Source organism: Paracoccus sp. SCSIO 75233 (assembly GCF_027912675.1).
Taxonomy (GTDB): Bacteria; Pseudomonadota; Alphaproteobacteria; order Rhodobacterales; family Rhodobacteraceae; genus Paracoccus.
In genome coordinates, this window is sequence record NZ_CP115757.1 from 3,053,196 (window position 1) to 3,077,423 (window position 24,228).

15 protein-coding genes are annotated in these 24,228 nt (G+C 61.4%); 13 read left to right on the forward strand and 2 right to left on the reverse strand.

Annotation, left to right across the window (positions count from 1 at the left end; all coding sequences use genetic code 11):
* Positions 1-225 precede the first annotated feature (225 nt).
* Positions 226-1,416 carry a Hint domain-containing protein gene (locus PAF12_RS14805; protein WP_271107766.1) on the forward strand — a complete coding sequence of 397 codons (1,191 nt, stop codon included), beginning with the start codon at positions 226-228 and terminating at the stop codon, positions 1,414-1,416.
* Between the two features lie 125 nt (positions 1,417-1,541).
* Here the strand turns inward: PAF12_RS14805 and PAF12_RS14810 are convergent, their stop codons facing one another.
* Positions 1,542-2,504: a LysR substrate-binding domain-containing protein gene (locus PAF12_RS14810; protein ID WP_271107767.1), complete on the reverse strand. Its 963-nt coding sequence runs from the start codon at positions 2,502-2,504 to the stop codon at positions 1,542-1,544.
* A 182-nt stretch (positions 2,505-2,686) separates the two neighbouring features.
* Between PAF12_RS14810 and PAF12_RS14815 the strand changes: the two genes are divergently transcribed.
* The 4 genes from PAF12_RS14815 (at position 2,687) to PAF12_RS14830 (ending at position 8,909) form a co-directional block, all read left to right on the forward strand.
* Positions 2,687-4,876: an alpha-ketoacid dehydrogenase subunit alpha/beta gene (locus PAF12_RS14815; RefSeq protein ID WP_271107768.1), complete on the forward strand. Its 2,190-nt coding sequence runs from the start codon at positions 2,687-2,689 to the stop codon at positions 4,874-4,876.
* Entirely contained in the window at positions 4,873-5,910 is a 1,038-nt protein-coding gene (locus PAF12_RS14820) for an ACP S-malonyltransferase (protein WP_271107769.1), read from the forward strand. The genes PAF12_RS14815 and PAF12_RS14820 overlap by 4 nt, the downstream gene beginning before the upstream one ends.
* A gap of 1 nt (position 5,911) precedes the next feature.
* The gene (locus tag PAF12_RS14825; protein ID WP_271107770.1) at positions 5,912-7,411 is read left to right on the forward strand and encodes an aldehyde dehydrogenase family protein; all 1,500 of its coding nucleotides are present in this window, start codon (positions 5,912-5,914) and stop codon (positions 7,409-7,411) included.
* A 328-nt stretch (positions 7,412-7,739) separates the two neighbouring features.
* Positions 7,740-8,909: a Hint domain-containing protein gene (locus PAF12_RS14830; protein ID WP_271107771.1), complete on the forward strand. Its 1,170-nt coding sequence runs from the start codon at positions 7,740-7,742 to the stop codon at positions 8,907-8,909.
* A 40-nt stretch (positions 8,910-8,949) separates the two neighbouring features.
* Here the strand turns inward: PAF12_RS14830 and PAF12_RS14835 are convergent, their stop codons facing one another.
* Positions 8,950-9,921: a GlxA family transcriptional regulator gene (locus PAF12_RS14835; protein WP_271107772.1), complete on the reverse strand. Its 972-nt coding sequence runs from the start codon at positions 9,919-9,921 to the stop codon at positions 8,950-8,952.
* A 116-nt stretch (positions 9,922-10,037) separates the two neighbouring features.
* On the opposite strand from PAF12_RS14835, the gene PAF12_RS14840 reads away from it, so the two are divergent.
* The 8 genes from PAF12_RS14840 to narJ all read left to right on the forward strand — a co-directional run bounded on the left by PAF12_RS14840 (position 10,038) and on the right by narJ (position 24,217).
* On the forward strand, positions 10,038-11,291 hold the full coding sequence (locus tag PAF12_RS14840; protein WP_271107773.1) for a sarcosine oxidase subunit beta family protein: 1,254 nt from the start codon (positions 10,038-10,040) through the stop codon (positions 11,289-11,291).
* 7 nt (positions 11,292-11,298) lie between these two features.
* Positions 11,299-11,598, forward strand: a complete 300-nt coding sequence (locus PAF12_RS14845; protein WP_271107774.1) for a sarcosine oxidase subunit delta — start codon at positions 11,299-11,301, stop codon at positions 11,596-11,598.
* The gene (locus PAF12_RS14850) at positions 11,595-14,594 is read left to right on the forward strand and encodes a sarcosine oxidase subunit alpha (RefSeq protein WP_271107775.1); all 3,000 of its coding nucleotides are present in this window, start codon (positions 11,595-11,597) and stop codon (positions 14,592-14,594) included. Before PAF12_RS14845 ends, PAF12_RS14850 begins: the two co-directional genes overlap by 4 nt.
* Before the next feature lie 2 nt (positions 14,595-14,596).
* Positions 14,597-15,187 carry a sarcosine oxidase subunit gamma gene (locus PAF12_RS14855; protein ID WP_271107776.1) on the forward strand — a complete coding sequence of 197 codons (591 nt, stop codon included), beginning with the start codon at positions 14,597-14,599 and terminating at the stop codon, positions 15,185-15,187.
* A 319-nt stretch (positions 15,188-15,506) separates the two neighbouring features.
* Complete coding sequence (locus tag PAF12_RS14860) at positions 15,507-18,224, forward strand: MFS transporter (protein WP_271107777.1); 2,718 nt, start codon at positions 15,507-15,509, stop codon at positions 18,222-18,224.
* Between the two features lie 22 nt (positions 18,225-18,246).
* Complete coding sequence (locus PAF12_RS14865; RefSeq protein WP_271107778.1) at positions 18,247-22,020, forward strand: nitrate reductase subunit alpha; 3,774 nt, start codon at positions 18,247-18,249, stop codon at positions 22,018-22,020.
* Positions 22,017-23,534, forward strand: a complete 1,518-nt coding sequence (gene narH / locus PAF12_RS14870; RefSeq protein WP_271107779.1) for a nitrate reductase subunit beta — start codon at positions 22,017-22,019, stop codon at positions 23,532-23,534. The genes PAF12_RS14865 and narH overlap by 4 nt, the downstream gene beginning before the upstream one ends.
* The gene (gene narJ, locus PAF12_RS14875; protein ID WP_271107780.1) at positions 23,531-24,217 is read left to right on the forward strand and encodes a nitrate reductase molybdenum cofactor assembly chaperone; all 687 of its coding nucleotides are present in this window, start codon (positions 23,531-23,533) and stop codon (positions 24,215-24,217) included. Before narH ends, narJ begins: the two co-directional genes overlap by 4 nt.
* Positions 24,218-24,228: the final 11 nt, after the last annotated feature.

The window sequence follows — 24,228 nt, forward strand, 5'->3', positions numbered from 1 at the left end:
TCTCATAATGCAACTAGCTGATAATAAATAAAAAACATTAATGAGTATAAGGCTGCGCCGCGTGCCAATTGTATAAAATGCCGGAAAAGTACTGTGTTTGCATGGGGTTGGGATGCCTGCTGTCATAATTTTATGCTAATCGTCGCTTCGACGCCCTTAGCGATTATAGTTTGTTTTACATACAGCTTTAAAAATTGATCTCTTCAGATCACATGAGCGCAGCACATGGCACATATTTTTAATATTCAAACATTTATTATCAGAAATGTCTTGCCGAAGAATCCGGTAGGAAAAAACGATAACTACAGGCCGGATCAAATCCTGAATGTGCGGCAGACGATTCCCGGGCAGCTTGAGCGGTTCCATTTCGGTGACGGCAACCGCGACGGTGATTTGTACGATGCGGAGGAGACCCATAACCATCCTGGAGAAACCGGGCATTTGGGCACTCAGGTCACATATGACGGCATCGCCTATTTCGTCCAATCCATGTTCATCACCAGCATCACGGTCCATTTCAGCGACGGCACCTCGATCACCAGCAACAACGGAGCGCGAACCTTCGTTGTCGGTCGTCACGGCACCTCGGCCGACCCGGTGGTGAAATTGAAAGGGGATGTGATCGTGAACCCAACGGACACATTCCGAACCGCGATTCTGAACCACAGGGACGCCGTGCCCGGCAGAAAGCCGGTGGCATTCACCGTTAACAGCTTCAGCACCCAGATCCTCGACAACACGACGATGTCGAGCCAGGACGATGTTTTCTGCTTCGCCAGCGGGACATTGATTGAAACGTGTTCCGGGGTGGCTTCCGTGGAACGTCTTTCGGTCGGTGACAAGGTGCGCACGCTCGACTCGGGTTTTCAGGCGATCAAGTGGATTGGTGCGACGCGTGTGTCGGGGGCGGACATGGCGGCCAATCCCAAACTGCGTCCGATCCGGATCCGCGCCGGGGCGTTAGGTCAGGGCCTTCCGCAGCGTGATCTTGTTGTCAGCCGTCAGCATCGGGTACTCGCCCGCTCGCCGCTGGTTCCGCGCATGTTCAACACCAGCGAGATTCTGGTTCCGGCGATCAAGCTGATCGAGTTGGATGGCGTGGAAATTGATCGCATAAGCGGCGGTATCACCTACTGGCACATTCTGTTCGACAAACATGAGGTGATCTTCTCGGAAGGAACGCCGACGGAAAGTTTGTTTACGGGTCCGGAGGTGGTGAAAGGGCTTTCCCCGGCGGCGCAGGAGGAGATCGAGATGTTATTTCCGCAGTTGTTCAAGACTGATTTCTCTGCGTCGCCGGTCCGGCAAGTACCGGACGGGAAGCGGCTGAATCACTTTGTCTTGCGGCAGTGTCATGCTGGGAAGCCGCTGCTGTCCGGATGGCGCGATATTGATGCAGCTGTAGCTAAGGGCTGACGGTCGAAGGGCGAAAATTCCTCGCGTGCGCTACACCCGTTCGGCCCCCTGCTTCTCGGGGCGATTGGGGTTCCTGACCTTGCCAAAACCGCCTTACGCTGCGCGCTTTGCGCAGCGTAAGGCGTTCAGTCCGCTCCGTCGTCTGAAAACTCCGGCAAGATACCGGCGGTTTTGATGGCTGAAGTGGCCCGCCTCTGCAGTTGGCTCTGCCTTGCTTCGCGACGTAGCCAGGCGGAAAGTTTCGAGACGGCTTCGGCATTTTGTCCGGCCGGCGTCACGAGGTGATATTGCGCGCTGGTCGTATCTGGAAGGGGAGCAATAACCTGTAGCGAACCGTTCGTGAGTTCGGTTTCGATCAGGTAGGACGGAACAAGGCCCGCCCCCAATCCCGATACGGCACCGGCGATGATCATTGCGAACTGATCGAAAAGAAGCCTCGGCCCCGGCACCGGTCCGGCAAGCCCGTGTGCGGCGCGAAATTCGTTCCATTGCTCGGGGCGGGACGAGAGATGCAGCGACGGGAGGTGGTCCAGATCCGAAGCGGATGACAGGTTACGGTCACGCGCCAAATCCGAGGAAACGACCGCCACCACGTCCTCGGGACAGAGCTTTTGCAATTGCCCGCCCGGCCAATCGGCCATCCCATAATGAATGGCAAGATCGACCCGCTCTTCCTGCAGATTGAAACGATCCGTATAGCTGCGGATCGAGATGGCCGTATCCGGATGCTTTTCCAAGTATATCGGAAGCCGCGGCACCAGCCAGCGGGCGGCGAAGGTCGGCGGCGCGCCGATGGAAATATGGGCTTTCTGCTCGCCGGATGTGATCGCGCGCTCAATGGTGCGGTCCAGATTCATGAGGTCGTCGCCAAGTTCGTTGGCCAGTCGGCTTCCGGCATCGGTCAGCCGGATGGCCCGCCCCTCGCGCCGCAGCAGGGTAATGCCGAGCGTCCGTTCCAGATCGCGAACCTGCCGGTTTACAGCGCCCTGCGTCACGCCAAGTTCCTCTGCCGCGAGGGTAAAGCTCTCATGACGCGCGGCTGCTTCAAAACTGGTCAGCGCGGATAGGGACGGGATGCGACGGCGCATGATGGCTCCATACATTACAAATACGCACTTATAACCTACTATTTTGTGCTTTTTATGCGCAATAGTGGCAGGCTACTATCATGTCCGGTGTCGGTGCTGTTGTGCGGGCGCATGAGGGAGGGTTTCATGACAGATCACCAATGCACGGCCTGGCTCGCGCGATTTATTGGGAATAAGTAGTCATGGATCGTGCAGAGATCGTACACGAGAATTTTCTGCGCAGGGTCGCGGATGGCGATCTGCCGCCGGGCAGCCCGCCATCCGGGCCGCTTTTCGCAAGCGAGGCAGTTGGTATTTACCGTGCCGCTTGCTTGTCCCGTGCGCTGGATCGGCAGAGCCGCGCGATGCAGAAGGCGGGGCAGGGGTTCTACACCATCGGATCGTCCGGGCATGAGGGAATGGCAGCGGTTGCAGCCGCGCTGTGCCCGACAGACACGGCATTCCTGCATTATCGAGATGCTGCCTTCCAGATCGCGCGTGCCGCGCAGGTTCCCGGACAGTCCATTGCCTGGGATATGTTGCTGAGTTTTGCGTCATCCTCTGAAGATCCGATTTCGGGCGGGCGGCACAAGGTTCTGGGGTCGAAGGCGCTTTCAATACCGCCGCAGACATCGACCATTGCGTCTCATCTGCCGAAAGCTGTTGGCGCGGCTTACTCCATTGGGGCAGCGTCTCGTCACCGGCCCGAGCATCAGGAATTTCCGGACGACTCCATCGTCTACTGTTCGTTCGGGGACGCGTCGGCCAATCATTCTACGGCACAGGGTGCGTTCAATACCGCGCAATGGACGTCCTTTCAGTCGATCCCGCTGCCATTGCTGTTCGTTTGTGAAGACAACGGGATCGGGATTTCCACCAAGACCCCGAGGGGCTGGATCGCGCAAAGCTTCGCGCATCGCCCCGGCATGCGGTATTTCGCCTGCAACGGGCTCGATATCTTCGAAACCTATCGCGTTGCGAATGAGGCGGCGGCTTGGGTCCGGCACCGTCGCAAACCGGCGTTTCTGCATGTCGGGACGGTCCGGCTATATGGTCATGCCGGTGCCGATATGCCGACCACCTATATGCCGCGCGAAGAGGTCGAGGCGGAGGAGGCCAATGATCCGCTTCTGCATATGGTCCGGCTTCTGGATCAGGCCGGAGCCATGACGCCTGCGGAGGCGCTGTCTGTTTATGAGCAAAGCTGCGCGCGCGTGGCCCGTATCGCGGAGGAGGCAATCACTCGCCCAAGGCTGCGAACCGCCGGTGAGGTGATGGCGAGCCTGATCCCGCCGAAGCGGAAGTGCAAGCCCACGAACGGTCCGACGGCGGATGCGCGCGCGGCGGCGTTTGGTGGCGATCTGAAGGCGCTGGATGAGCCGCAGATCATGTCGCGACTTATCAACTGGGCGCTGACCGACCTGATGCTGGAGCACGGCGAAATCACGCTGATGGGCGAAGATGTCGGTCGCAAAGGCGGGGTATACGGCGTTACGCAGAAGCTTGCGGCACGGTTCGGGGCGAGCCGGGTCATAGACACGCTGCTGGATGAACAATCCATACTCGGCCTCGCGATCGGCATGGCCCAGAACGGCTTCATCCCGATGCCCGAGATTCAGTTCCTCGCCTATCTGCACAACGCCGAGGATCAGTTGCGGGGGGAGGCGGCGACATTGCCTTTCTTCTCGAATGGGCAATACACCAATCCGATGGTCGTGCGGATCGCGGGGCTTGGCTATCAGAAGGGTTTCGGCGGGCACTTCCACAACGATAACTCGGTTGCGGTCCTGCGCGACATTCCGGGGCTTGTTCTCGCATGTCCCTCCAACGGTGCCGATGCGGCGAAGATGCTGCGCGAATGCGTGCGGCTGGCACGGGAGGAACAGCGGTTGGTAGTGTTTCTGGAGCCGATTGCCCTTTACCCGATGCGGGATCTTCACGCGCCGAAAGACGGCGGCTGGATGCAGCGCTACCCGGCGCGGAATGAGCGGGTTTCGCTTGGGGAGGTTGGCGTGCACGGCGAGGGCAAGGATCTCGCTATCGTCACCTTCGGCAATGGCGTCTATCTGTCCCGGCAGGCCGAGGCGCGGCTGGCGAAGGCTGGCGTCAAGACACGGATCATAGATATGCGCTGGCTGTCGCCGCTGCCAGCGCAGGCGCTGATCGACGCGACGGACGGGGCTGAACATATCCTGATCGTTGATGAAACCCGGCGCAGCGGCGGGGTTGCGGAGGCGCTTATGGCGCTGTTCAGCGAACGGACATCGGTCCCTCACGCGCGGATCACGGCGGAGGACAGCTTCATTGCGACAGGTCCGGCCTATGCCGCGACGATGCCTTCCGCCGATAGTATCTTCGATGCGGCGATGGCCTTGGTGGAGGCTGAAAAATGAAAACCGCAGTCGTGATCTGCCCCGGACGGGGGACCTATAACAAGGCGGAGTTGGGCTATCTTTCGCGCCATTTCCCTGACAAGCCGCTGCTCGCATCTTTCGATAGCCGTCGCGAGGCCCTCGGTCAGGAAAGCCTCAGCGCGCTTGACGGTGCCGCGCGATATTCGGTGGCCCGGCACACGCGTGGGGATAATGCATCCGCCCTGATCTATGCTGCAACGCTGGGCGATTTCCGGGCCATCGACCGGGACACCGTGGAGATCGTGGCGGTCACCGGCAATTCGATGGGCTGGTATTCTGCCCTTGCCTGCGGCGGTGCGCTGTCCGCTGAGGCGGGGTTTGATGTCGTTAACACGATGGGAACGCTGATGCAGGAGTCGCTGATCGGCGGACAACTCGTGCATCCGTTTCTGGGCGAGGACTGGAGACCTGACGCGGCGCGTAAGGCAGAACTTCTCGGCAAGATCGCGGAGATCAATGCCCGCCCCGGCAACGCCCTGACGCTGTCCATCGACCTTGGCGGGATGCTGGTGCTTGCGGGAAACGAAGCCGGGCTGAGTGCCTTCGAGGATGCGGTTCCGCCGGAGCAGGGCCGGTTTCCGATGCGGCTGTCCAATCACGCGGCCTTCCACTCTACCATGCAAGCTCCGGTGGCCGCGCAGGGCCGGACGCGGCTTTCGCCTGATCTCTTCCAGCAACCCGATCTGCCGCTGATCGACGGTTGCGGTGCTATCTGGTGGCCGGGGGCGACCGATGCCCATGCGCTCTGGGACTATACGCTCGGCCATCAGGTGACGGAGACATACGACTTCACCCATGCCATCCGGATCGCTGCACGGGAATTCGCGCCGGACCTGTTCATCATCACCGGGCCCGGGAACTCGCTCGGCGGGGCGGTCGCGCAAAGCCTGCTCCTGAGCCAGTGGCGCGGGATGGGATCGAAAGACGATTTTCAGAAACATCAACAACAGGCGCCGCTCATGGTCTCTATGGGTTTGGAGGATCAGCGCGGCATCGTGATGAAGGGAGACTGACATGACCCATAAGGAAGTTCTGACGGCAGCGGGGCTGAGCCACGCTGAGATCACCGGCGGCACGCTCTCGGTGCGTTCGCCCATTGATGGCACCGAGGTGGCGAAGGTTGCCGAAACCGATCCGGCCGACATGCCAAAGATCATCGCGACATCTCAGGCGGCCTTCGCCTCGTGGCGCACGCTGCCCGCCCCGCGGCGAGGTGAGCTGGTTCGCCTGCTGGGCGAGGAACTGCGCGCGGCCAAGGAGGAACTTGGCGCGGTCGTGACGCTGGAGGCGGGCAAGATCCTGTCCGAAGGTCTTGGCGAGGTGCAGGAGATGATCGACATTTGCGACTTCGCCGTCGGTCTGTCCCGGCAGATCTATGGCCTGACCATTGCCTCCGAACGTCCCGGTCACCGGATGATGGAGACATGGCACCCGATGGGACCGTGCGGTGTCATCACGGCCTTCAACTTCCCTGTCGCGGTCTGGTCGTGGAACACGGCGCTTGCGCTGGTCTGCGGCGATCCGGTGATCTGGAAGCCGTCGGAAAAGACCCCGCTGACCGCGATGGCGACGATGAAGATCATGCAGCGCGCGCTGGATCGCTTCGGTGATGCGCCCGAAGGGCTGGTTCAGCTTGTCATAGGCGGGCCGGAGATTGGCGAGGCGCTGGTTAATTCCAAGGACGTCCCGATCCTTTCCGCGACCGGCTCGACCCGGATGGGGGCGATTGTCGGGCCGAAGGTCATGGCGCGTTTCGGGCGGTCCATTCTGGAACTCGGCGGCAATAACGCCATGATCGTCGCGCCTTCCGCTGATCTGGATATGGCGGTGCGCGCCATCGTCTTTTCTGCGGTCGGCACGGCTGGTCAGCGCTGCACCTCGCTTCGGCGGCTGATCGTGCATAATTCCATCCGCGAGGAACTGGTGGGTAAGCTGGTCAAAGCCTATGGCAGCCTGCCGATCGGCGATCCGCGCGATGCCAAGACGCTGGTCGGCCCGCTGATCGACGATGCCGCGCGCGACAGAATGCAGGCGGCGCTCGACAAGGCGCGGGCCGAGGGCGGGACCGTGCATGGCGGCAAAACCGTCATTGACGGGGTTCCGGAAGGCGGCACCTATGCCGAGCCGGCCATCGCGGAAATGCCTCAGCAGACCGATACGGTTCGGACGGAAACCTTCGCCCCGATCCTGTATGTCATGGGCTATGATGATCTGTCGGACGCGATTGCGATGCAGAACGAGGTGCCGCAGGGCCTGTCATCCTGTATCTTCACGCTGAACATGCGTGAAGCGGAGACGTTCCTGTCCGCCGTGGGTTCCGATTGCGGCATCGCCAACGTCAATATCGGCCCCTCGGGCGCAGAGATCGGCGGCGCTTTTGGCGGCGAAAAGGAAACCGGCGGCGGTCGCGAGTCCGGCTCGGACGCATGGAAAGGCTACATGCGTCGGCAGACCAACACGGTGAACTACTCCGATGAGCTGCCGCTGGCACAGGGCGTAAGCTTCGATATCTGACGCAACCGCGACCGTCTGGTCCTGATATCCCTGCCCGTCACGCGAGTGGCGGGCAGTTTGTATTTCGAGGGGGTTAAACCCTTCCGAACCGGGCCAGCTTCGTGGCTGTCCCCCTGCCGCCCTGCATGTGACGATGGAAATGCCACCCGTCGACGCGGCGGGGTTGAGCACAACATCCTAAATTCGTCAATATTTTCAACAAATTAAGTTAATTTGCAAAATTTTGCATAAATATACCAAGGCGTTCAGTTTGTCTAATTCTACCAAGCGATCACCGGCCGACGCACCCGTTTTTCCCGCCTCGTCCGATCTGCTTGAGGATTTGAAAATGCCGTATTTTACCGTTTTTCCCGATGCCGTAGTTCCCCTGAATCTAGAAACTCCCATAGTCGACCTCGGAGGTACGCAATTACTGAACATCATTGGGAGCTCGACGGAGTTCAGCCAATACGATGTCGATGCGACGGGTACCACGGTGTTGAAGCTAGGTGATGACGTGTCGCTGATTGATGAAAGTAACACATCCCTACTGAACGGTACATTCGCCGGGACAGGAACGATGTCGATCGCAACTTTCAATGTCAATGTGCCATTGGTTGCAAATCTCGACGTTCAGGTGGATCCAATCAGCGGCTCATATATCAAGGGCGACGATGAAAAGCTCTATTTCGTAACGGATGACCCGCTGGCGGATGATTATGTGAAGGTGACGGTTAGCGGCACCGTTCTGGTTCTTCCTGTGGACCTGACGCTTCCCATTTCGCAGCTAACCGACAGTCTTCTTGGTGGCGCACTGACGAACGTACTCGAAGGGCTCAATGCTGTAGCTCTCACACCTACCCATGATCCGAATGGCACGCTCCTGCTGTCAGACGAACAGGTCTTCCCCTGCTTCACATCAGGTACGCTCATCGACACCCCGTGCGGTCCGATTGCCGTCGACGCGCTCGGTGTCGGGGATCTGGTCCTGACGGCGGATCATTCGGCCCAACCGGTGCGCTGGATCGGTCGCCGGCGCTTTTCAGCCCGGCAACTCGCCCAAAACCCCAATCTCGTACCCATCCGCATCAGGTCGGGGGCGCTTGGTCCGGATACCCCGTCGACCGATCTGGTCATCTCACCTCAGCATCGCGTGCTGGTGCGCTCGCGCATCGCGCGGCGTATGTTCAACTGCGAGGAAATCCTGATTGCGGCGAAGCATCTGCTGCGGCTGGACGGCGTCGAGGAAGCGCACGATCTGGCGGAGGTGGAGTATGTGCATATCCTGTTCGACCGGCACGAAGTCGTTCTGGCCAACGGCGCTGCGACCGAGTCGCTTTATCTGGGGCCGGAGGCGATCAAGGCGCTGCCGGATGACGCCGTGGATGAGATATTGACGATCTTCCCGGAACTGATCCTCGACAGCTATTCCCCGGTCGGTGCGCGCCTGCTTGCCCCGGGTCGGCAGGCCAGGAAGCTGGCGCAGCGTCACTTGCGCAATCGCAAGCCGCTGTGTTGAGTGCTTCGTCGGCGCCCGGCAGGCAGGCGGGGTTACGGTCCTATGGGGCGCGGCTGGCTTGGTGAGAACCCCGGCGGTACTGCGCCGGGGTGATACCATGTTCGGCGCGCAAGGTTCGGGCCAGATGCGGCGCATCGCAGAAGCCGCAGGACAGGGCGATTTCCGTGACCGGGCGCTGCGTCGTCCGCAGCGTATGCAATGCGCGCTCCAGCCGCAGGCCGAGATAGGCCTGACCCGGTGATTGGCCGATATCGGCAAGGAAGCGGCGTTCCAGCGTGCGGCGGCTGATGGCCAGATGCGCGGCCACCCTGCCAAGCGGCAAGGGCGTCTGGATATTCTGCTGCATCAGCAGCAGGGCGCGTTTGACAAGAGCGTCTGTCGGATTGTGGCCTGTTCTCGCGCCGGGTTGTGGGCGCTCGCCCGCCTGAGCATCGTCGATCATCATGATGTTCAGGCTCTTGATCGCCGCCGACTGGCCGATATGTCGGGCAACCAGAAACGCGGCGAGATGCGCCGCACCCTGTCCGCCGGAGCAGGTCAGCCGGTCGCGATCCACGACAAAGATCTGGTCGGAGATCGGGCGCTCCGTATCAAACCTGTCGATGAAATCCTGATGGTGGAACCAGCTGACACAGCAGCGGTAGCCCTTCAGCAGCCCGGCCTCCTGCAGGATGAACACCCCGGTGCAAAGCCCGACAAGCGGCGTGCGGATCGCCTTTTCGTGGAGGAAACGCAGCATATGAGCATTCAGCCTCGCCGTGTCGCGCATGACCCCGCCGACCACGACCAGATAGTCGTAATTTCCGGCCTCTCTCAGCGACCTGTTCGGCTGAACCCGCACACCGCAGCTTGACCGGATCGTGTCCATCCGGTCCGACAGAACGTCCCAATTACACAGGATGGGGCGGGATCGGTCTGCGTCGTCCGCTGCCAGCCGCAGCACATCGACGAAATTCGCGAAGGCCGACAGGGTGAAGTCATCGGCCAGAAGAAACCCGACCCGCAGGCGCATAGTTGAGGACTGTTCCGGCATGGCGCAATTCTACAGCCGGTTTGGCGCAAATATTCAATCGTGAAATTGTCGCGTGATCTATTCTGAAGTCTGATCCTTGTGACCGGGAACTGCGCATGACCCGTTTCAATGCCCTCACCTTGCTGGCCAATGCCCTGACCGGGAACCGGCATTGGACGGAGCAATGGCCCGACGCCCAGCCCAAGGCGGAATATGACGTGGTGATCGTCGGTGCGGGCGGGCATGGGCTGGGCGCGGCCTATTACCTCGCCAAGCAGCACGGCCTCACCAATATCGCGGTCATCGACAAGGGCTGGCTTGGCGGCGGCAATACCGGGCGGAACACCACGATCATCCGTTCGAATTATCTCTATGACGAAAGCGCGCGGCTTTATGATCACTCGGTCGATCTGTGGGAGGGGCTGAGCCAGGAGCTGAACTATAACGTCATGTATTCGCGGCGTGGCGTGCTGATGCTGGCGCATAACGTCCATGACGTGCAAAGCGCGCAGCGCCATATCCATGCGAACCGGTTGAACGGGGTAGATAACCGCTGGCTGACGGCGGAAGAGTGCAAGGCGTATTGCCCACCGCTGAATATCTCTCCGACCTCGCGGCATCCGGTTCTCGGTGGTGCGTTGCAGGAACGCGCAGGCACGGCGCGGCATGACGCGGTGGCCTGGGGCTATGCGCGCGGGGCGGCGGCGCGCGGCGTGGACATCATCCAGAACTGTCCGGTGACGGAGATCCGGCGCAACCCCGACGGCTCGGTCGCAGGCGTCGAGACGGGGAAGGGCTTTATCAGGGCGAAGAAGGTCGCGATCTCGGCAGCGGGCCATACCTCGGTCGTGATGCAAAGCGCCGGAGTGCGGCTGCCGCTAGAAAGCTATCCCCTGCAGGCGCTTGTTTCTGAACCCGTGAAGCCGGTCTTCCCCTGCGTGGTCATGTCGAACACGGTTCACGCCTATATCAGCCAGTCCGACAAGGGCGAGCTGGTGATCGGATCGGGCACCGACCAGTATACCAGCTACAGCCAACGCGGGGGGCTGCTGCTGATCGAACATACCGTCGCCGCGATCTGCGAGATTTTTCCGATCTTCACCCGGATGCGGATGCTGCGGAAATGGGGCGGGATCGTGGATGTGACGCCGGACCGTTCGGCGATCATTTCCAAGACCCCGGTGCCGGGGCTTTATGTCAATTGCGGTTGGGGCACGGGCGGGTTCAAGGCCACGCCCGGTGCTGCCCATACCTTCGCCTGGACCATCGCAAAGGATGAGCCGCACCCGATCAACGCGCCCTTCACGATGGAGCGGTTCCGTAGCGGCCGCCTCATCGACGAGGCCGCTGCCGCCGCCGTCGCGCATTGAGGTTCCCATGCTGCTGATCCATTGCCCCTATTGCGAGGAAACCCTGCCAGAGGCGGAATTTGTTTATGCCGGTCAGGCCCATGTGATCCGGCCTGCCCGACCCGCAGAGAGTACGGATAGCGAATGGGAAGAGTTCCTGTTCATCCGTGACAACGCACGCGGCGCGCATGCTGAACGCTGGCGGCATGTCCACGGCTGCGGGCGCTTTTTCAATGCCGTGCGCGACACGGTCAGCGACCGCTTCCTGACCACCTACAAGGCGGGTGAACCGCGCCCCGACGTAATGCGCGCGGAGGACCACGCATGAGCTTCCGCATCCCCGGCAAGGGCCGCGTAGATCATGCGCGCCCGGTAAGTTTCAGCTTCGATGGCAAAACCGTTCAGGGCCTTGCGGGCGATACCGTCGCCTCTGCGCTGCTGGCCAATGGCGAGCATCTTATGGGGCGATCCTTCAAATACCATCGTCCGCGCGGGCCGGTTGCGGCGGGATCCGAAGAACCGAACGCTTTGATCGGCACAAGGCGCGGTCCGGGCCGGTTCGAACCCAATACCCGCGCCACGATGCAGGATATCTGGCCGGGGCTTCAGGCAACCTCGCAGAACAAATACCCGGGTTTGCGCTTCGACATCGGTGCTGTGAACGACGCGGCCTATATACTGTTCTCCGCGGGGTTCTATTACAAGACGTTCAAATGGCCGCGGAGCTTCTGGCACAAAATCTATGAACCCTTTATCCGCGCTGCCGCCGGGCTGGGGGTCGCACCGGTCGAGGATGATCCCGACCATTATGCTTCCCGCTATCTGCATTGCGATCTGCTGATTGTGGGTGCGGGTCCAGCCGGCCTCGCGGCGGCGGAGGCGGCTTCGGAGCAGGGGCTTTCGGTGGTGATCGTGGATGAACATGCCGAGGCTGGCGGTACGCTTCTGTCTGAGCCGCAGGCAGTGATCGACGGCCAGTCCGCCTGGGACTGGCTGGCAGCGACGCTGGACAAGCTGCGGGCAGCGGGGGTGCGGGTGATGACCCGGACCACGGCAATCGGGTACTACCACCAGAACATGATCGGCATGGTCGAGCGGCTGACCGATCATCTGGCCGAACCGCCTGCCGATCTGCCGCGCGAGAGGCTCTGGCGGGTTCGCGCCCTGCAGGTGGTGCTGGCGCAAGGGGCGCTGGAAAAGCCGCTGGTTTTCGACGGCAATGACCGGCCCGGTGTGATGTTGGCGGGGTCGGCGCAGACATATCTGAACCGCTTCGGTGTGAGGGTCGGCGACGAGGCGGTTGTCGTGACCAGCCATGACAGTGCCTATCACACGGCGTTTGACCTCAGCGACGCTGGCACGCGGATCAAGGCGATCATCGACACGCGGGACAGGGTGTCCGACGATCTGTCCTCGGCCGCCCGACTGCGCGGCATCCATATCCGTGCCGGGCATACGGTGACCGCGACCGGCGGGAGGCTGCGCGTGGCGCATGTGACGGTGAACCCGGTCGAGGGCGGCGCCGTTGGCGAGGGCGAGCGGATTTATTGTGACTGCCTGCTGATGTCGGGGGGCTGGACGCCCTCCCTGCATCTGTTCTCGCATACGCGCGGCAGCCTGCAATGGGACGACGATCTGACCACCTTCCTGCCGCAAGATACGCCGGAGGACTGCGTGATCGCGGGTGCGGGCCGTGGCCTTTGGGGCATCGAGGCGGCGTTGAATGACGGGGTGGCCAAGGGGCTTGAGGCCGTGCAGGCAGTCGGAGCGAAAGGCGAGGCGCATGGCTACCGGGTGGATCATGATCGCAAGGGCAGCGGCGAGACGATGCGCGAGTTGCCAACCAATCGCGACCCGTCCCGCCTCAGGGCCTTCGTCGATTTCCAGAACGACGTGACAGCCAAGGATTTGCGTCTGGCAGTGCGGGAGGGGATGCGGTCTATCGAGCATGTGAAGCGCTACACCACCAACGGCATGGCAACCGATCAGGGCAAGCTGTCCAATATCAACGGGCTGAACATCGCCGCCGACGCCCTCGGCAAACCGCAGCCGCAGGTCGGGCTGACCACCTTCCGCCCGCCCTACACGCCAACGACATTCGGGGCTTTCGCAGGCTATCATCGCGGCGATCATTTCGAGGTCACCCGCAAGACCCAGATCGACCCCTGGGCCGAGGCGCATGGCGCAGTGTTCGAGAATGTCGGCCAATGGAGGCGTGCGCGATACTTCCCGCATGCGGGCGAAAGTATGGACGACGCCGTCCGCCGCGAATGCGCCGCGACGCGGGACGGGGTGGGAATGTTCGACGCCTCGACCCTCGGCAAGATCGAGGTGGTCGGCCCTGACGCGGTCGAGTTCATGAACCGGATGTATACCAACCCCTGGACGAAGCTCGCCCCCGGTCGCTGCCGCTATGGGCTGCTTCTGGGCGATGACGGGTTCATTCGCGATGACGGGGTGATCGGGTGGCTGTCGCGGGACCGCTTCCACGTCACCACCACAACCGGCGCGGCGGCGCGGGTGCTGAACATGATGGAGGATTATCTCCAGACCGAATGGCCGGATCTGAATGTCTGGCTGACATCGACCACGGAGCAATTCTCGACCATTGCGCTGAACGGTCCGCGCGCCGCCGCCCTTCTGCAACCCTTCGTTGAAGGTGTGATGCTGACCGACGATGCCTTCCCGCATATGTCCTGCGCTGAATGCGTGGTCGCCGGACTGCCCGCGCGGCTTTTCAGGCTCAGCTTCACCGGCGAGGTGGGGTTCGAGATCAACGTCGCCGCGCCGTATGGGCTGCAGCTTTGGGAGACGCTGTGGCAGGCCGGGCAGGATCACGGCATCTGCGCATACGGCACCGAGGCCATGCATGTGCTTCGGGCCGAGAAAGGCTATATCATCGTCGGGCAGGACACCGATGGCACGGTCACGCCTTACGATGCCGGGATGGGCTGGGCCGTGGGCAAGAAGAAGGCGGATTTTGTCGGCATGCGCGGCCTCATGCGCCCCGATCTGGTGGCCGAGGGGCGCAAGCAGCTTGTCGGGCTTCTGACCGAGGATCGCAGCAAGCTGGAGGAGGGTGCGCAGATCGTCTTCGACCCCGATCAGCTGGTGCCGATGAAAATGGTCGGTCACGTCACCTCCTCCTACGATCAGGGAACGACCGGGCGACCCATAGCGCTGGCGCTGATTGAGGGCGGGCAGGGCCGGATGGGTGATACGGTTTATATCCCGATGCCTGACCGGGTGATCGCTGCGAAGATTGTGCCAGCGGCATTCTACGATCCCGACAACGCGCGCCTGAAAATTCGGGTTGAGGGCTGAACATGGCGAAACATCTTTCTGCGCTGCACCCGGAGATACTGGCTGACACGGATCTGCTGCGCGTCGAGATGCTCGGCCCGCATGGCCGCGTTTCGCTCCGGGCGCGCGGCGATCTCTTGGCCTTTGACGCCCCGCTTGGCCTGTCGCTGCCGCGCCGCATCGGGCAGCGGGCCAGCCGTGAGGGGATGGAGGCGCTGCAACTCGGTCCCGATGAATGGGTGCTTGTGCTGCATGTCGATGAGGTCGGCGCACTGCTGGAGCGGCTGGCGGCGATTTATGGTGGTCATCCTCATAGCGCGGTCGATCTGTCGGGCCGCGAGATCACTTTCCGCGTTGAAGGGCCGGGTGCTGCCGGGCTGCTGTCGATCGGCTGCCCGCGCGACATCGCATCTATCCCGGAGGGTGAAGCGCGGCGGACCGTGTTTGATGGCGTGACCGTTATCCTGTGGCACGACGCAGCGGATCGCTTTCGCATGGATGTCTGGAATAGTTTCGCGCCCCATGTCGCCCAGCTATTGGCGACCGGTAGCCGTGAGCTTGCGGCGGAGGCTGAAATATCAGCGAACCAGACCGGCGAATCCCATCTGAATTAACGGGACGCCTCAGGGACGAGGGCGGTCGCAGGGTGCTGTGCAGAATTGTCGCAGCGAGCGTGGTTTCTCTTCCTTTGGAGTCCGCTATCAGGGTATGAAATTTTAATAACAAGATGAAAAATCATCCATAATTATTAACGTATTAGGTTGAATTTTCCTAACCTATAAAACCTGATTTGTAAGGGCATGTTTTGCCTTTGGGACCGACAGTGGCGGCCTTCGATTGAGTTTGGTCAAGGCTTCCGCTGGCGGATCATGGTCTTTGACGCGCAAGTCCGCAGACATGTCGTTTCTGCGGAAGTCGTATCGAGGTGTCTCCATGAGCAATACATCTTATCCCGACCAAACCGAGCAGAACCGGGCGCTATGGCTCAGCACTTTCGCATTTACACTGTGCTTTGCCGTCTGGACGATTTTCTCGATCATCGGGCTTGAGATCAAAGACCAGCTTGGCCTGTCAGAATTCCAGTATGGCCTGCTGATCGCCACGCCGATCTTGACCGGGTCGCTGTCGCGGCTGATCCTCGGCGTCTGGACGGAGCGTTATGGTGGCAGGCTGGTCTTCTCGCTGCAGATGCTGCTGACCGGCGCTGCGACGGCGGCGCTGATCTGGGCCGACAGCTATACGACCTTCCTGATCGCGGCGCTTGGCGTCGGGCTTGCAGGCGGGTCATTCATCATTGGCGTCGCCTATGTCTCGAAATGGTTTCCGCCAGAAAAACAGGGCACAGCGCTCGGTATTTTCGGGATGGGTAACGTGGGTGCAGCGGTTACCAAATTCCTCGCTCCCTTCGTTCTGGTGGCCTGGGGCTGGCAGAGCGTTGCGCTGATCTGGGCCGCCGCCATCGCGCTGATGGGCGTGGTCTTCTTCATCGTTGCCCGCGACGACCCGGATTTCCGCGAACGTCGCGAAAAGGGCATTCCCGCCCCGACCCTCGCAGAGCAGTTTGCGCCGCTGAAGAACCTTCAGGTCTGGCGCTTCGCCTTGTATTACTTCTTCGTCTTCGGCGGCTTTGTCGCATTGGCGCTTTGGCTGCCGCACTACCTGACGGATGTGTACGCTGCTGATGTGCGTGTGGCCGGCATGTGTGCGGCTGCCTTCAGCCTCGCTGCCAGCGTGTTCCGCGCCTATGGCGGCGTGCTGTCGGATCGCTTCGGCGCGCGGACGGTGATGTACTGGACCTTCGGGTTTTCGGCGGTGCTGCTGTTCATGCTGTCCTATCCGCCGACCGACTATGTGATCCGCGGCAAGGACGGCCCGATCACCTTCTCGACCGAGATGGGCATGGTGCCTTTTGTCATCACGCTCTTCGTGCTGGGCTTCTTCATGAGCCTTGGCAAGGCGGCGGTCTATAAACATATCCCGGTCTATTATCCCAAGCATGTCGGCGCCGTCGGCGGTCTTGTGGGGATGATCGGCGGGCTTGGCGGCTTTATCCTGCCGATCATCTTCGGGGCGCTGCTGGACCTGACGGGGATCTATACCTCCTGCTTCGTCCTGCTGTTCCTGATCGTCATCGTGTCGATGGCTTGGATGCATCTGTCGATCCGCAATATGGAGCGCAAGGCGCATGGCGAGGTGCTGGACAAGCTGCCCAGCTTCCCCGAACTGGCCGAAGTCCACGACCCGGAACGGACCGTCATGCCGCGAGTTCTGGACGACTGGCGTCCGGAGGATCCGTCATTCTGGGCGGATAAGGGCCGCAAGGTCGCACAACGGAACCTGTGGATTTCGATCCCGGCACTGCTTCTGGCCTTCTCGGTCTGGATGGTCTGGTCGGTCGTGGTCGCGCGCCTGCCCGCCATCGGGTTTGAGTTCACCACCGGGCAGCTTTTCTGGCTGGCCGCCCTTCCGGGCCTGTCGGGCGCGACGCTGCGCATCTTCTACAGCTTCATGGTGCCGATCTTCGGCGGAAGGTTGTGGACGACGCTTTCGACCGCTTCGCTCCTGCTGCCTGCACTGGGCATCGGCTATGCCGTGCAGAACCCTGACACGCCCTATCTGATCTTCCTGACACTTGCGCTGCTCTGCGGCTTCGGCGGCGGTAACTTCGCCTCGTCGATGGCCAATATCGCCTTCTTCTTCCCGAAAGCGGAAAAGGGCAACGCATTGGCACTGAACGCCGGGCTGGGCAATCTGGGCGTCTCGGTCATGCAGTTCCTGGTACCGATCGTCATCACCACCAGCGTCTTTGGCGCAATGGGCGGCGCGCCGCAGGAACTGACCGAAGGCGGTCAGCTGTGGATGCAGAATGCGGGCTTTATCTGGGTGCCTTTCATCCTGATCTCGACTGCTGCGGCCTGGCTTGGCATGAACGACATTGCCGATGCGCGGGCGAGCTTCCGCGAGCAGGCGATCATCTTCTCGCGCAAGCATAACTGGCTGATGTGCATCCTCTATACCGGCACGTTCGGCAGCTTCATCGGCTACTCGGCGGGCTTCCCGCTGCTGACCAAGCTGGCCTTCCCGGAGGTGAATGCGCTGCAATTCGTCTTCCTCGGCCCGCTGGTCGGTGCCTTGAGCCGTGCTGGCACCGGCTGGGTCAGCGACCGTTTCGGCGGCGGCCGGGTCACCTTCTGGACCTTCTTCGGGATGATCCTTGCCACATTCGGTGTGATCACGGCGCTTGGCGCGGGCAGCTTCATCGGCTTCTTCGCGGCCTTCATGGCGTTGTTCTTCCTGACCGGGGTGGGCAATGCCTCGACCTTCCAGATGATCCCGATCATCATGTCGAAAGAGGTGCCGCGCCTGATGCCGGAACTGGAGCCGGAGGCGAAGCGTCGCCAATCCGAACGCGAAAGCGCTGCAATCATCGCCTTTACCTCGGCCATCGCAGCCTATGGCGCGTTCTTTATCCCGAAGGCCTACGGGACCTCGATCGGCATGATGGGTTCGCCCGTCGGCGCGCTCTGGGCGTTCCTGATCTTCTATGTGCTCTGCCTGCTGCTCACCTGGGTCTACTACACCCGGCGCGGCGGACTTCTCTATGACATCGAACGTGGGCAGTCGGTGCCGCCCGCGGCGCAAACCGCCTGATACCCTGAAAGGAGACAGCGAAATGAGCCATCTTCTGGATCGCCTGAACTTCCTGAAAAGCAACCGCAAGGATGTGTTTTCGGATGGCCACGGCCAGACCACCACCGAAAGCCGCGATTGGGAGGACACCTATCGGTCCCGCTGGCGGCACGACAAGATCGTCCGCTCGACCCACGGGGTGAACTGCACCGGGTCCTGTTCGTGGAAGATCTATGTCAAATCTGGGATCGTGACCTGGGAAACCCAGCAGACGGATTACCCGCGCACCCGCCCCGATCTGCCCAACCACGAACCGCGTGGTTGCGCCCGGGGGGCGAGCTATAGCTGGTATCTCTATTCCGCGAACCGTGTGAAAACCCCGCTGATCCGGGGCCGCCTGATGCGGCTGTGGCGGGAGAAGCGCCGGACCATGTCACCCATCGAGGCATGGACTGCGATCCAGAACGACTCGCAGGCGCGCGCAAGCTATACCAGCACGCGCGGCAAGGGCGGTTTTGTCCGCGCGACATGGGACGAAGCGACCGAGATTGTGGCCGCCGCCAATGCCTATACCGCCAAAACCTATGGCCCCGACCGGGTGTTCGGCTTTTCGCCCATCCCGGCGATGTCGATGATTTCTTACGCCGCCGGGACGCGCTATCTGTCGCTGCTGGGCGGCACCTGCATGTCCTTCTATGACTGGTATTGCGACCTGCCGCCGGCCAGCCCGCAGACATGGGGCGAACAGACCGATGTGCCGGAATCGGCCGATTGGTATAATGCCGGTTACCTGCTGCTCTGGGGTTCGAACGTGCCGCAGACGCGGACGCCGGACGCGCATTTCTATACCGAGGTCCGGTATAAGGGCACGAAATCGGCGGTGATCTGTCCCGATTATTCCGAGGCCGCGAAATTCGGGGATATCTGGCTGAACGCCAAGCAGGGCACCGATGCGGCGCTTGGCATGGCCTTCGGACATGTCATCCTGCGTGAATTCCATCTCGACCGGCAGGTTCCCTATTTCGAGGATTACTGCCGCCGCTATTCCGATATGCCGATGCTGGTCCGGCTGGACCGGCAGGGCGACCGGCTGGTGCCGGGTCGGCAATTGCGCGCCGCCGATCTGGCCGACGGGTTGGGTCAGAAGATCAACCCTGACTGGAAAACCATCGCCATCAACGACGATAACGGTGAGATGGTCGTGCCGAATGGCTCGGTCGGGTTCCGCTGGGGTCGCGAAGGCGAAGAGGCCGGGCGCTGGAACCTTGAGGAAAAGGCCGATGGCAAGGATGTGCAACTGCGCCTCAGCCTGCTGCTGGAAGAGGATCATGACGAGGTCGCGGCGGTCGATTTCCCCTATTTCGGCGGCGCGGCCAGCAATGGCTTTGAAAATGACGACCGGGGCGAAATTCTGACCCGCAACGTCCCCGCCCGACGCATCACGCTGGCCGACGGCAGCGAGGCGCTCGTGGCGACGGTCTTTGACCTGCTCTGCGCGAATTACAGCCTCGACCGGGGCTTAGGCGGCGATCACGTCACCAGCGATTACGACGCCGATGTGCCCTTCACCCCCGCTTGGGCGGAACGCATCACCGGCGTTCGCCGCGACAAGATCATTCAGGTCGCCCGCGAATTCGCCGCCAATGCCGAAAAGACCAATGGCCGGTCCATGATCATCATCGGCGCGGCGATGAACCATTGGTTCCACATGGACATGAACTATCGTGCCGCCATCAATATGCTGGTCATGTGTGGCTGCGTGGGCCAATCGGGCGGCGGCTGGTCGCATTATGTCGGGCAGGAAAAACTGCGACCGCAGACCGGCTGGCTGCCGCTGGCCTTTGCGCTCGATTGGGGCCGTCCGCCGCGCCATATGAATTCGACAAGCGCGTGGTATGCCCATACGGATCAATGGCGCTACGAAACCGTTGCCGCCAAGGAAATCCTTTCGCCCACGGCGCCCGAGGGCGATTGGGGCAAGCTCAGCCTGATCGACTATAATATCCGGGCGGAACGGATGGGCTGGCTGCCCTCGGCCCCGCAGTTGAAAACCAATCCGCTGCAAGTGGGCCGTGCCGCGAAAGAGGCCGGGGCTGAGGTCAAGGACTATGTCGCGCAGCAGTTGAAATCGGGCGAGCTGCAGATGTCCTGCGAAGACCCCGACGCGCCTGAAAACTGGCCCCGCAACCTGTTCGTGTGGCGGTCGAACCTGCTGGGATCGTCCGGCAAGGGGCATGAATATTTTCTGAAACACCTGCTGGGCACCGCGCACGGCGTGCAAGGCAAGGATCTGGGCGAACAGGGCGGGCAAAAGCCGGTCGAGGCCGCGTGGCACGACGCCGCCCCCGAGGGCAAGCTGGACCTGCTGGTGACCATCGATTTCCGCATGTCCACAACCGCCGTCTATGCCGACATCGTTCTGCCGACTGCCAGTTGGTATGAAAAGGACGACATGAACACCTCGGACATGCATCCTTTCATTCACCCGCTGCAAGCGGCGGTCGATCCGGCCTACGAATCCAAATCCGACTGGGAGATCTTCAAATCCATTGCGAAGAAATTCTCCGAGGTCGCGCCCGAGATTCTGGGCGTCGAAACCGATGTCGTGCAACTGCCCTTGCAGCATGACAGCCCCGGCGAGATCGCGCAGAACGCGGTCGCCGACTGGAAGCTGGACGAATGCGATCTGATCCCCGGTGTGACCGCGCCGAACTATATCCCGGTCGAGCGGGATTATCCCAATCTCTACAAACGGTTCACCGCGCTTGGCCCGCTGATGGAAAAGATCGGCAATGGCGGCAAGGGCATTGCATGGAACACCGAGGAAGAGGTGCATCACCTGCAGGCCCTGAACGGCACCGTGACCGAGGACGGCCCGACCAAGGGCATGGCCCGGATCGAAACCGCGATCGACGCCGCCGAGGTCGTTCTGATGCTGGCGCCCGAAACCAATGGCGAGGTCGCGGTGAAAGCGTGGGAGTCACTCGGCAAGGCCACGGGCCGCGATCACAAGCATCTGGCCGAGGTCAAGGAAGACGAAAAAATCCGCTTCCGCGACATTGCCGCACAGCCGCGCAAGATCATTTCCAGCCCGACATGGTCAGGGATCGAAAGCGAGAAGGTCTGCTATAACGCCGGCTATACCAATGTGCATGAGCTGATCCCATGGCGCACCGTCACCGGACGCCAGCAGCTTTATCAGGACCATGAATGGATGCGGGCCTTTGGCGAGGGGTTCGTGACATGGCGCCCTCCGGTCGATCTGAAAACCGTGGGTACGGATGCCACGAAATCGCTAGCCAATGGCGAAAAGCATGTGGTGCTGAACTTCCTGACGCCGCACCAGAAATGGGGCATCCACTCGACCTATTCAGACAACCTGATGATGCTGACGCTGAATCGCGGCGGCCCGGTCGTCTGGCTGTCCGAGGTCGATGCGCAGAAAGCCGGGCTGGTCGATAACGACTGGGTCGAGGTATTCAACAGCAATGGTGTCATCGCGGCCCGCGCCGTGGTCAGCCAGCGCATGAAAGAGGGCAGCCTCTTCATGTATCACGCGCAGGAAAAGATCGTGAACACGCCTGGCAGCCAGATCACCGGCCAGCGCGGCGGCATCCACAACTCGGTCACCCGGATCGTGCTGAAGCCGACCCACATGATCGGCGGCTATGCGCAGCTGTCCTACGGCTTCAACTATTACGGGACGGTTGGCTCGAACCGGGACGAATTCGTGATCGTCCGCAAGATGAACAAGGTCGACTGGCTGGATACGCCGCTGGCCAAGGAAGCAACCCCGAAAACGGAGGCAGCGGAATGAAAGTTCGTGCGCAAATCGGCATGGTGCTGAACCTCGATAAATGTATCGGCTGTCACACCTGCTCTGTCACCTGCAAGAATGTCTGGACCTCGCGCGAAGGCGTCGAATACGCGTGGTTCAACAATGTCGAAACCAAGCCCGGCATCGGCTATCCCAAGGATTGGGAAAACCAGAAACGCTGGAAAGGCGGCTGGACGCGGACGAAATCGGGGCATTTGCAGCCGAAACAGGGCGGCAAATGGCGGATTCTGGCGAATATCTTTGCCAATCCCGACCTGCCCGAGATCGACGATTTCTATGAGCCCTTCACCTTCGATTACGACCATCTGAAATCGGCGCCCGAGATGCCCGCCTTCCCGACCGCAAGGCCGCGTTCGCTGGTCTCGGGCGAGCGGATCGAGAAGATCGAATGGGGCCCCAACTGGGAGGAAATCCTGGGCGGAGAATTCGCCAAGCGGTCTCAGGATTACAATTTCGAGGGCGTGCAGAAGGACATCTATGGGGAATATGAAAACACCTTCATGATGTATCTGCCGCGCCTTTGCGAGCATTGCCTGAACCCGGCCTGCGTCGCCTCCTGCCCCTCGGGCGCGATCTACAAGCGCGAAGATGACGGCGTGGTCCTGATCGATCAGGAAAAATGCCGGGGCTGGCGGATGTGTGTGTCCGGCTGCCCCTACAAGAAGATTTATTACAACTGGTCCACCGGCAAATCGGAAAAATGCGTGCTGTGCTATCCACGTCTGGAAAGTGGCCAACCTACCGTCTGTTCGGAAACCTGCGTCGGGCGCATCCGCTATCTGGGGGTGATGCTGTATGACGCCGACAAGATCGCCGAGGCCGCCGCTGCCGAAAACGAAATGGATCTGTATGATGCGCAGCTTGGCGTTTTTCTGGACCCCAACGACCCCGAGGTGATCGCCGCCGCGCGGGCCGAAGGCGTGCCCGAGGACTGGATCATCGGGGCGCAGAAATCTCCGATCTGGAAAATGGCGATGGAATGGAAGATCGCCTTCCCGCTGCATCCCGAATACCGCACCCTGCCGATGGTCTGGTATGTGCCGCCGCTGTCGCCCATCCAGAACGCAGCCGAAGCCGGCAAGATCGCCGCGCAGGACGATATGCCCGATGTGCGCAGCCTGCGGATCCCGCTGCGCTATCTGGCGAATATGCTGACCGCCGGGGATGAGGCGCCCGTGGCGCTGGCGCTGGAACGGATGCTGGCGATGCGGTCCTATATGCGGTCGAAATCCATCGACGGCGTGGTCAATCTGGGTGCCGCGCAGCGCGTCGGCCTGACCCCGCAGCAGATCGACGAGATGTATGACCTGCTGGCCATCGCCAATTACGAGGACCGCTTTGTCATTCCGACCACGCACCGGGAGCTGGTCGAGGATGCTTATGACCTGCGCGGCGGCTGTGGCTTTACCGACGGCAATGGCTGTTCGTCGGGCGACACCGGCTCCATGTTCGGTGGCAAGAAATTCCGCAGCCCGCAGGAGTTTCTGGCATGAAGACCTTCAAGGCATTATCTGCCCTTCTCAGCTATCCCAGCAGTGAACTGATCGCCGCCATCCCCGAGATTGACGCAGTGCTGCATGCCGAGGGCCTGTTGGGTCCGGCGCGCCAGAACGAGCTTGCGCCGCTGCTTCAGGGTCTGACCGAGGGCGATCTCTACGACCTGCAGGAGCGCTATGTCCTGCTGTTCGACCGCTCGCGCACCCTGTCGCTGAACCTGTTCGAGCATGTCCACGGCGAAAGCCGTGACCGGGGTGGCGCAATGGTCGATCTGCTGGAAACCTATCGCGCGGGCGGCTTCGATCTGGCGGGCACCGAACTGCCCGATCACCTGCCGGTGTTGCTGGAATTCCTGTCGACCCGGACACTGGACGAGGCGAAAGAAATCCTCGCTGACGCCGGGCATATCCTCGTGGCTCTCGCTGAGCGGTTGCAGCGCCGCGAATCCCCCTATGCGGCGGTGTTCACGGCGCTGGTCACCATTGCCGAAACCGATGCCGAGCTGCCGCCGGAACTGGCGGATATTCCCGATGACGACCCCGAAGACCTGGAGGCATTGGATGCCGTCTGGGAGGAGGCGCAAGTCACCTTCGGCCCCGATCCGAATGCCGGTTGCCCGGTCAGCCGCGATATTCTCGCCCGCATGGAACCCGTCCGCAGCCCGGCTGCGGCAGAATGACAGGAGGCAGC

Excerpts from the sequence above, each read along its gene's own strand:
- PAF12_RS14815 (WP_271107768.1), top strand. The coding sequence starts at position 2,687 with ATGGATCGTGCAGAGATCGTACACGAGAATTTTCTGCGCAGGGTCGCG.
- PAF12_RS14855 (WP_271107776.1), top strand. The coding sequence starts at position 14,597 with ATGGCGAAACATCTTTCTGCGCTGCACCCGGAGATACTGGCTGACACG.
- PAF12_RS14825 (WP_271107770.1), top strand. The coding sequence starts at position 5,912 with ATGACCCATAAGGAAGTTCTGACGGCAGCGGGGCTGAGCCACGCTGAG.
- PAF12_RS14820 (WP_271107769.1), top strand. The coding sequence starts at position 4,873 with ATGAAAACCGCAGTCGTGATCTGCCCCGGACGGGGGACCTATAACAAG.
- PAF12_RS14810 (WP_271107767.1), bottom strand. The coding sequence starts at position 2,504 with ATGCGCCGTCGCATCCCGTCCCTATCCGCGCTGACCAGTTTTGAAGCA.
- PAF12_RS14835 (WP_271107772.1), bottom strand. The coding sequence starts at position 9,921 with ATGCGCCTGCGGGTCGGGTTTCTTCTGGCCGATGACTTCACCCTGTCG.
- PAF12_RS14840 (WP_271107773.1), top strand. The coding sequence starts at position 10,038 with ATGACCCGTTTCAATGCCCTCACCTTGCTGGCCAATGCCCTGACCGGG.
- narJ (WP_271107780.1), top strand. The coding sequence starts at position 23,531 with ATGAAGACCTTCAAGGCATTATCTGCCCTTCTCAGCTATCCCAGCAGT.
- narH (WP_271107779.1), top strand. The coding sequence starts at position 22,017 with ATGAAAGTTCGTGCGCAAATCGGCATGGTGCTGAACCTCGATAAATGT.
- PAF12_RS14860 (WP_271107777.1), top strand. The coding sequence starts at position 15,507 with ATGAGCAATACATCTTATCCCGACCAAACCGAGCAGAACCGGGCGCTA.
- PAF12_RS14865 (WP_271107778.1), top strand. The coding sequence starts at position 18,247 with ATGAGCCATCTTCTGGATCGCCTGAACTTCCTGAAAAGCAACCGCAAG.
- PAF12_RS14845 (WP_271107774.1), top strand. The coding sequence starts at position 11,299 with ATGCTGCTGATCCATTGCCCCTATTGCGAGGAAACCCTGCCAGAGGCG.
- PAF12_RS14850 (WP_271107775.1), top strand. The coding sequence starts at position 11,595 with ATGAGCTTCCGCATCCCCGGCAAGGGCCGCGTAGATCATGCGCGCCCG.
- PAF12_RS14805 (WP_271107766.1), top strand. The coding sequence starts at position 226 with ATGGCACATATTTTTAATATTCAAACATTTATTATCAGAAATGTCTTG.
- PAF12_RS14830 (WP_271107771.1), top strand. The coding sequence starts at position 7,740 with ATGCCGTATTTTACCGTTTTTCCCGATGCCGTAGTTCCCCTGAATCTA.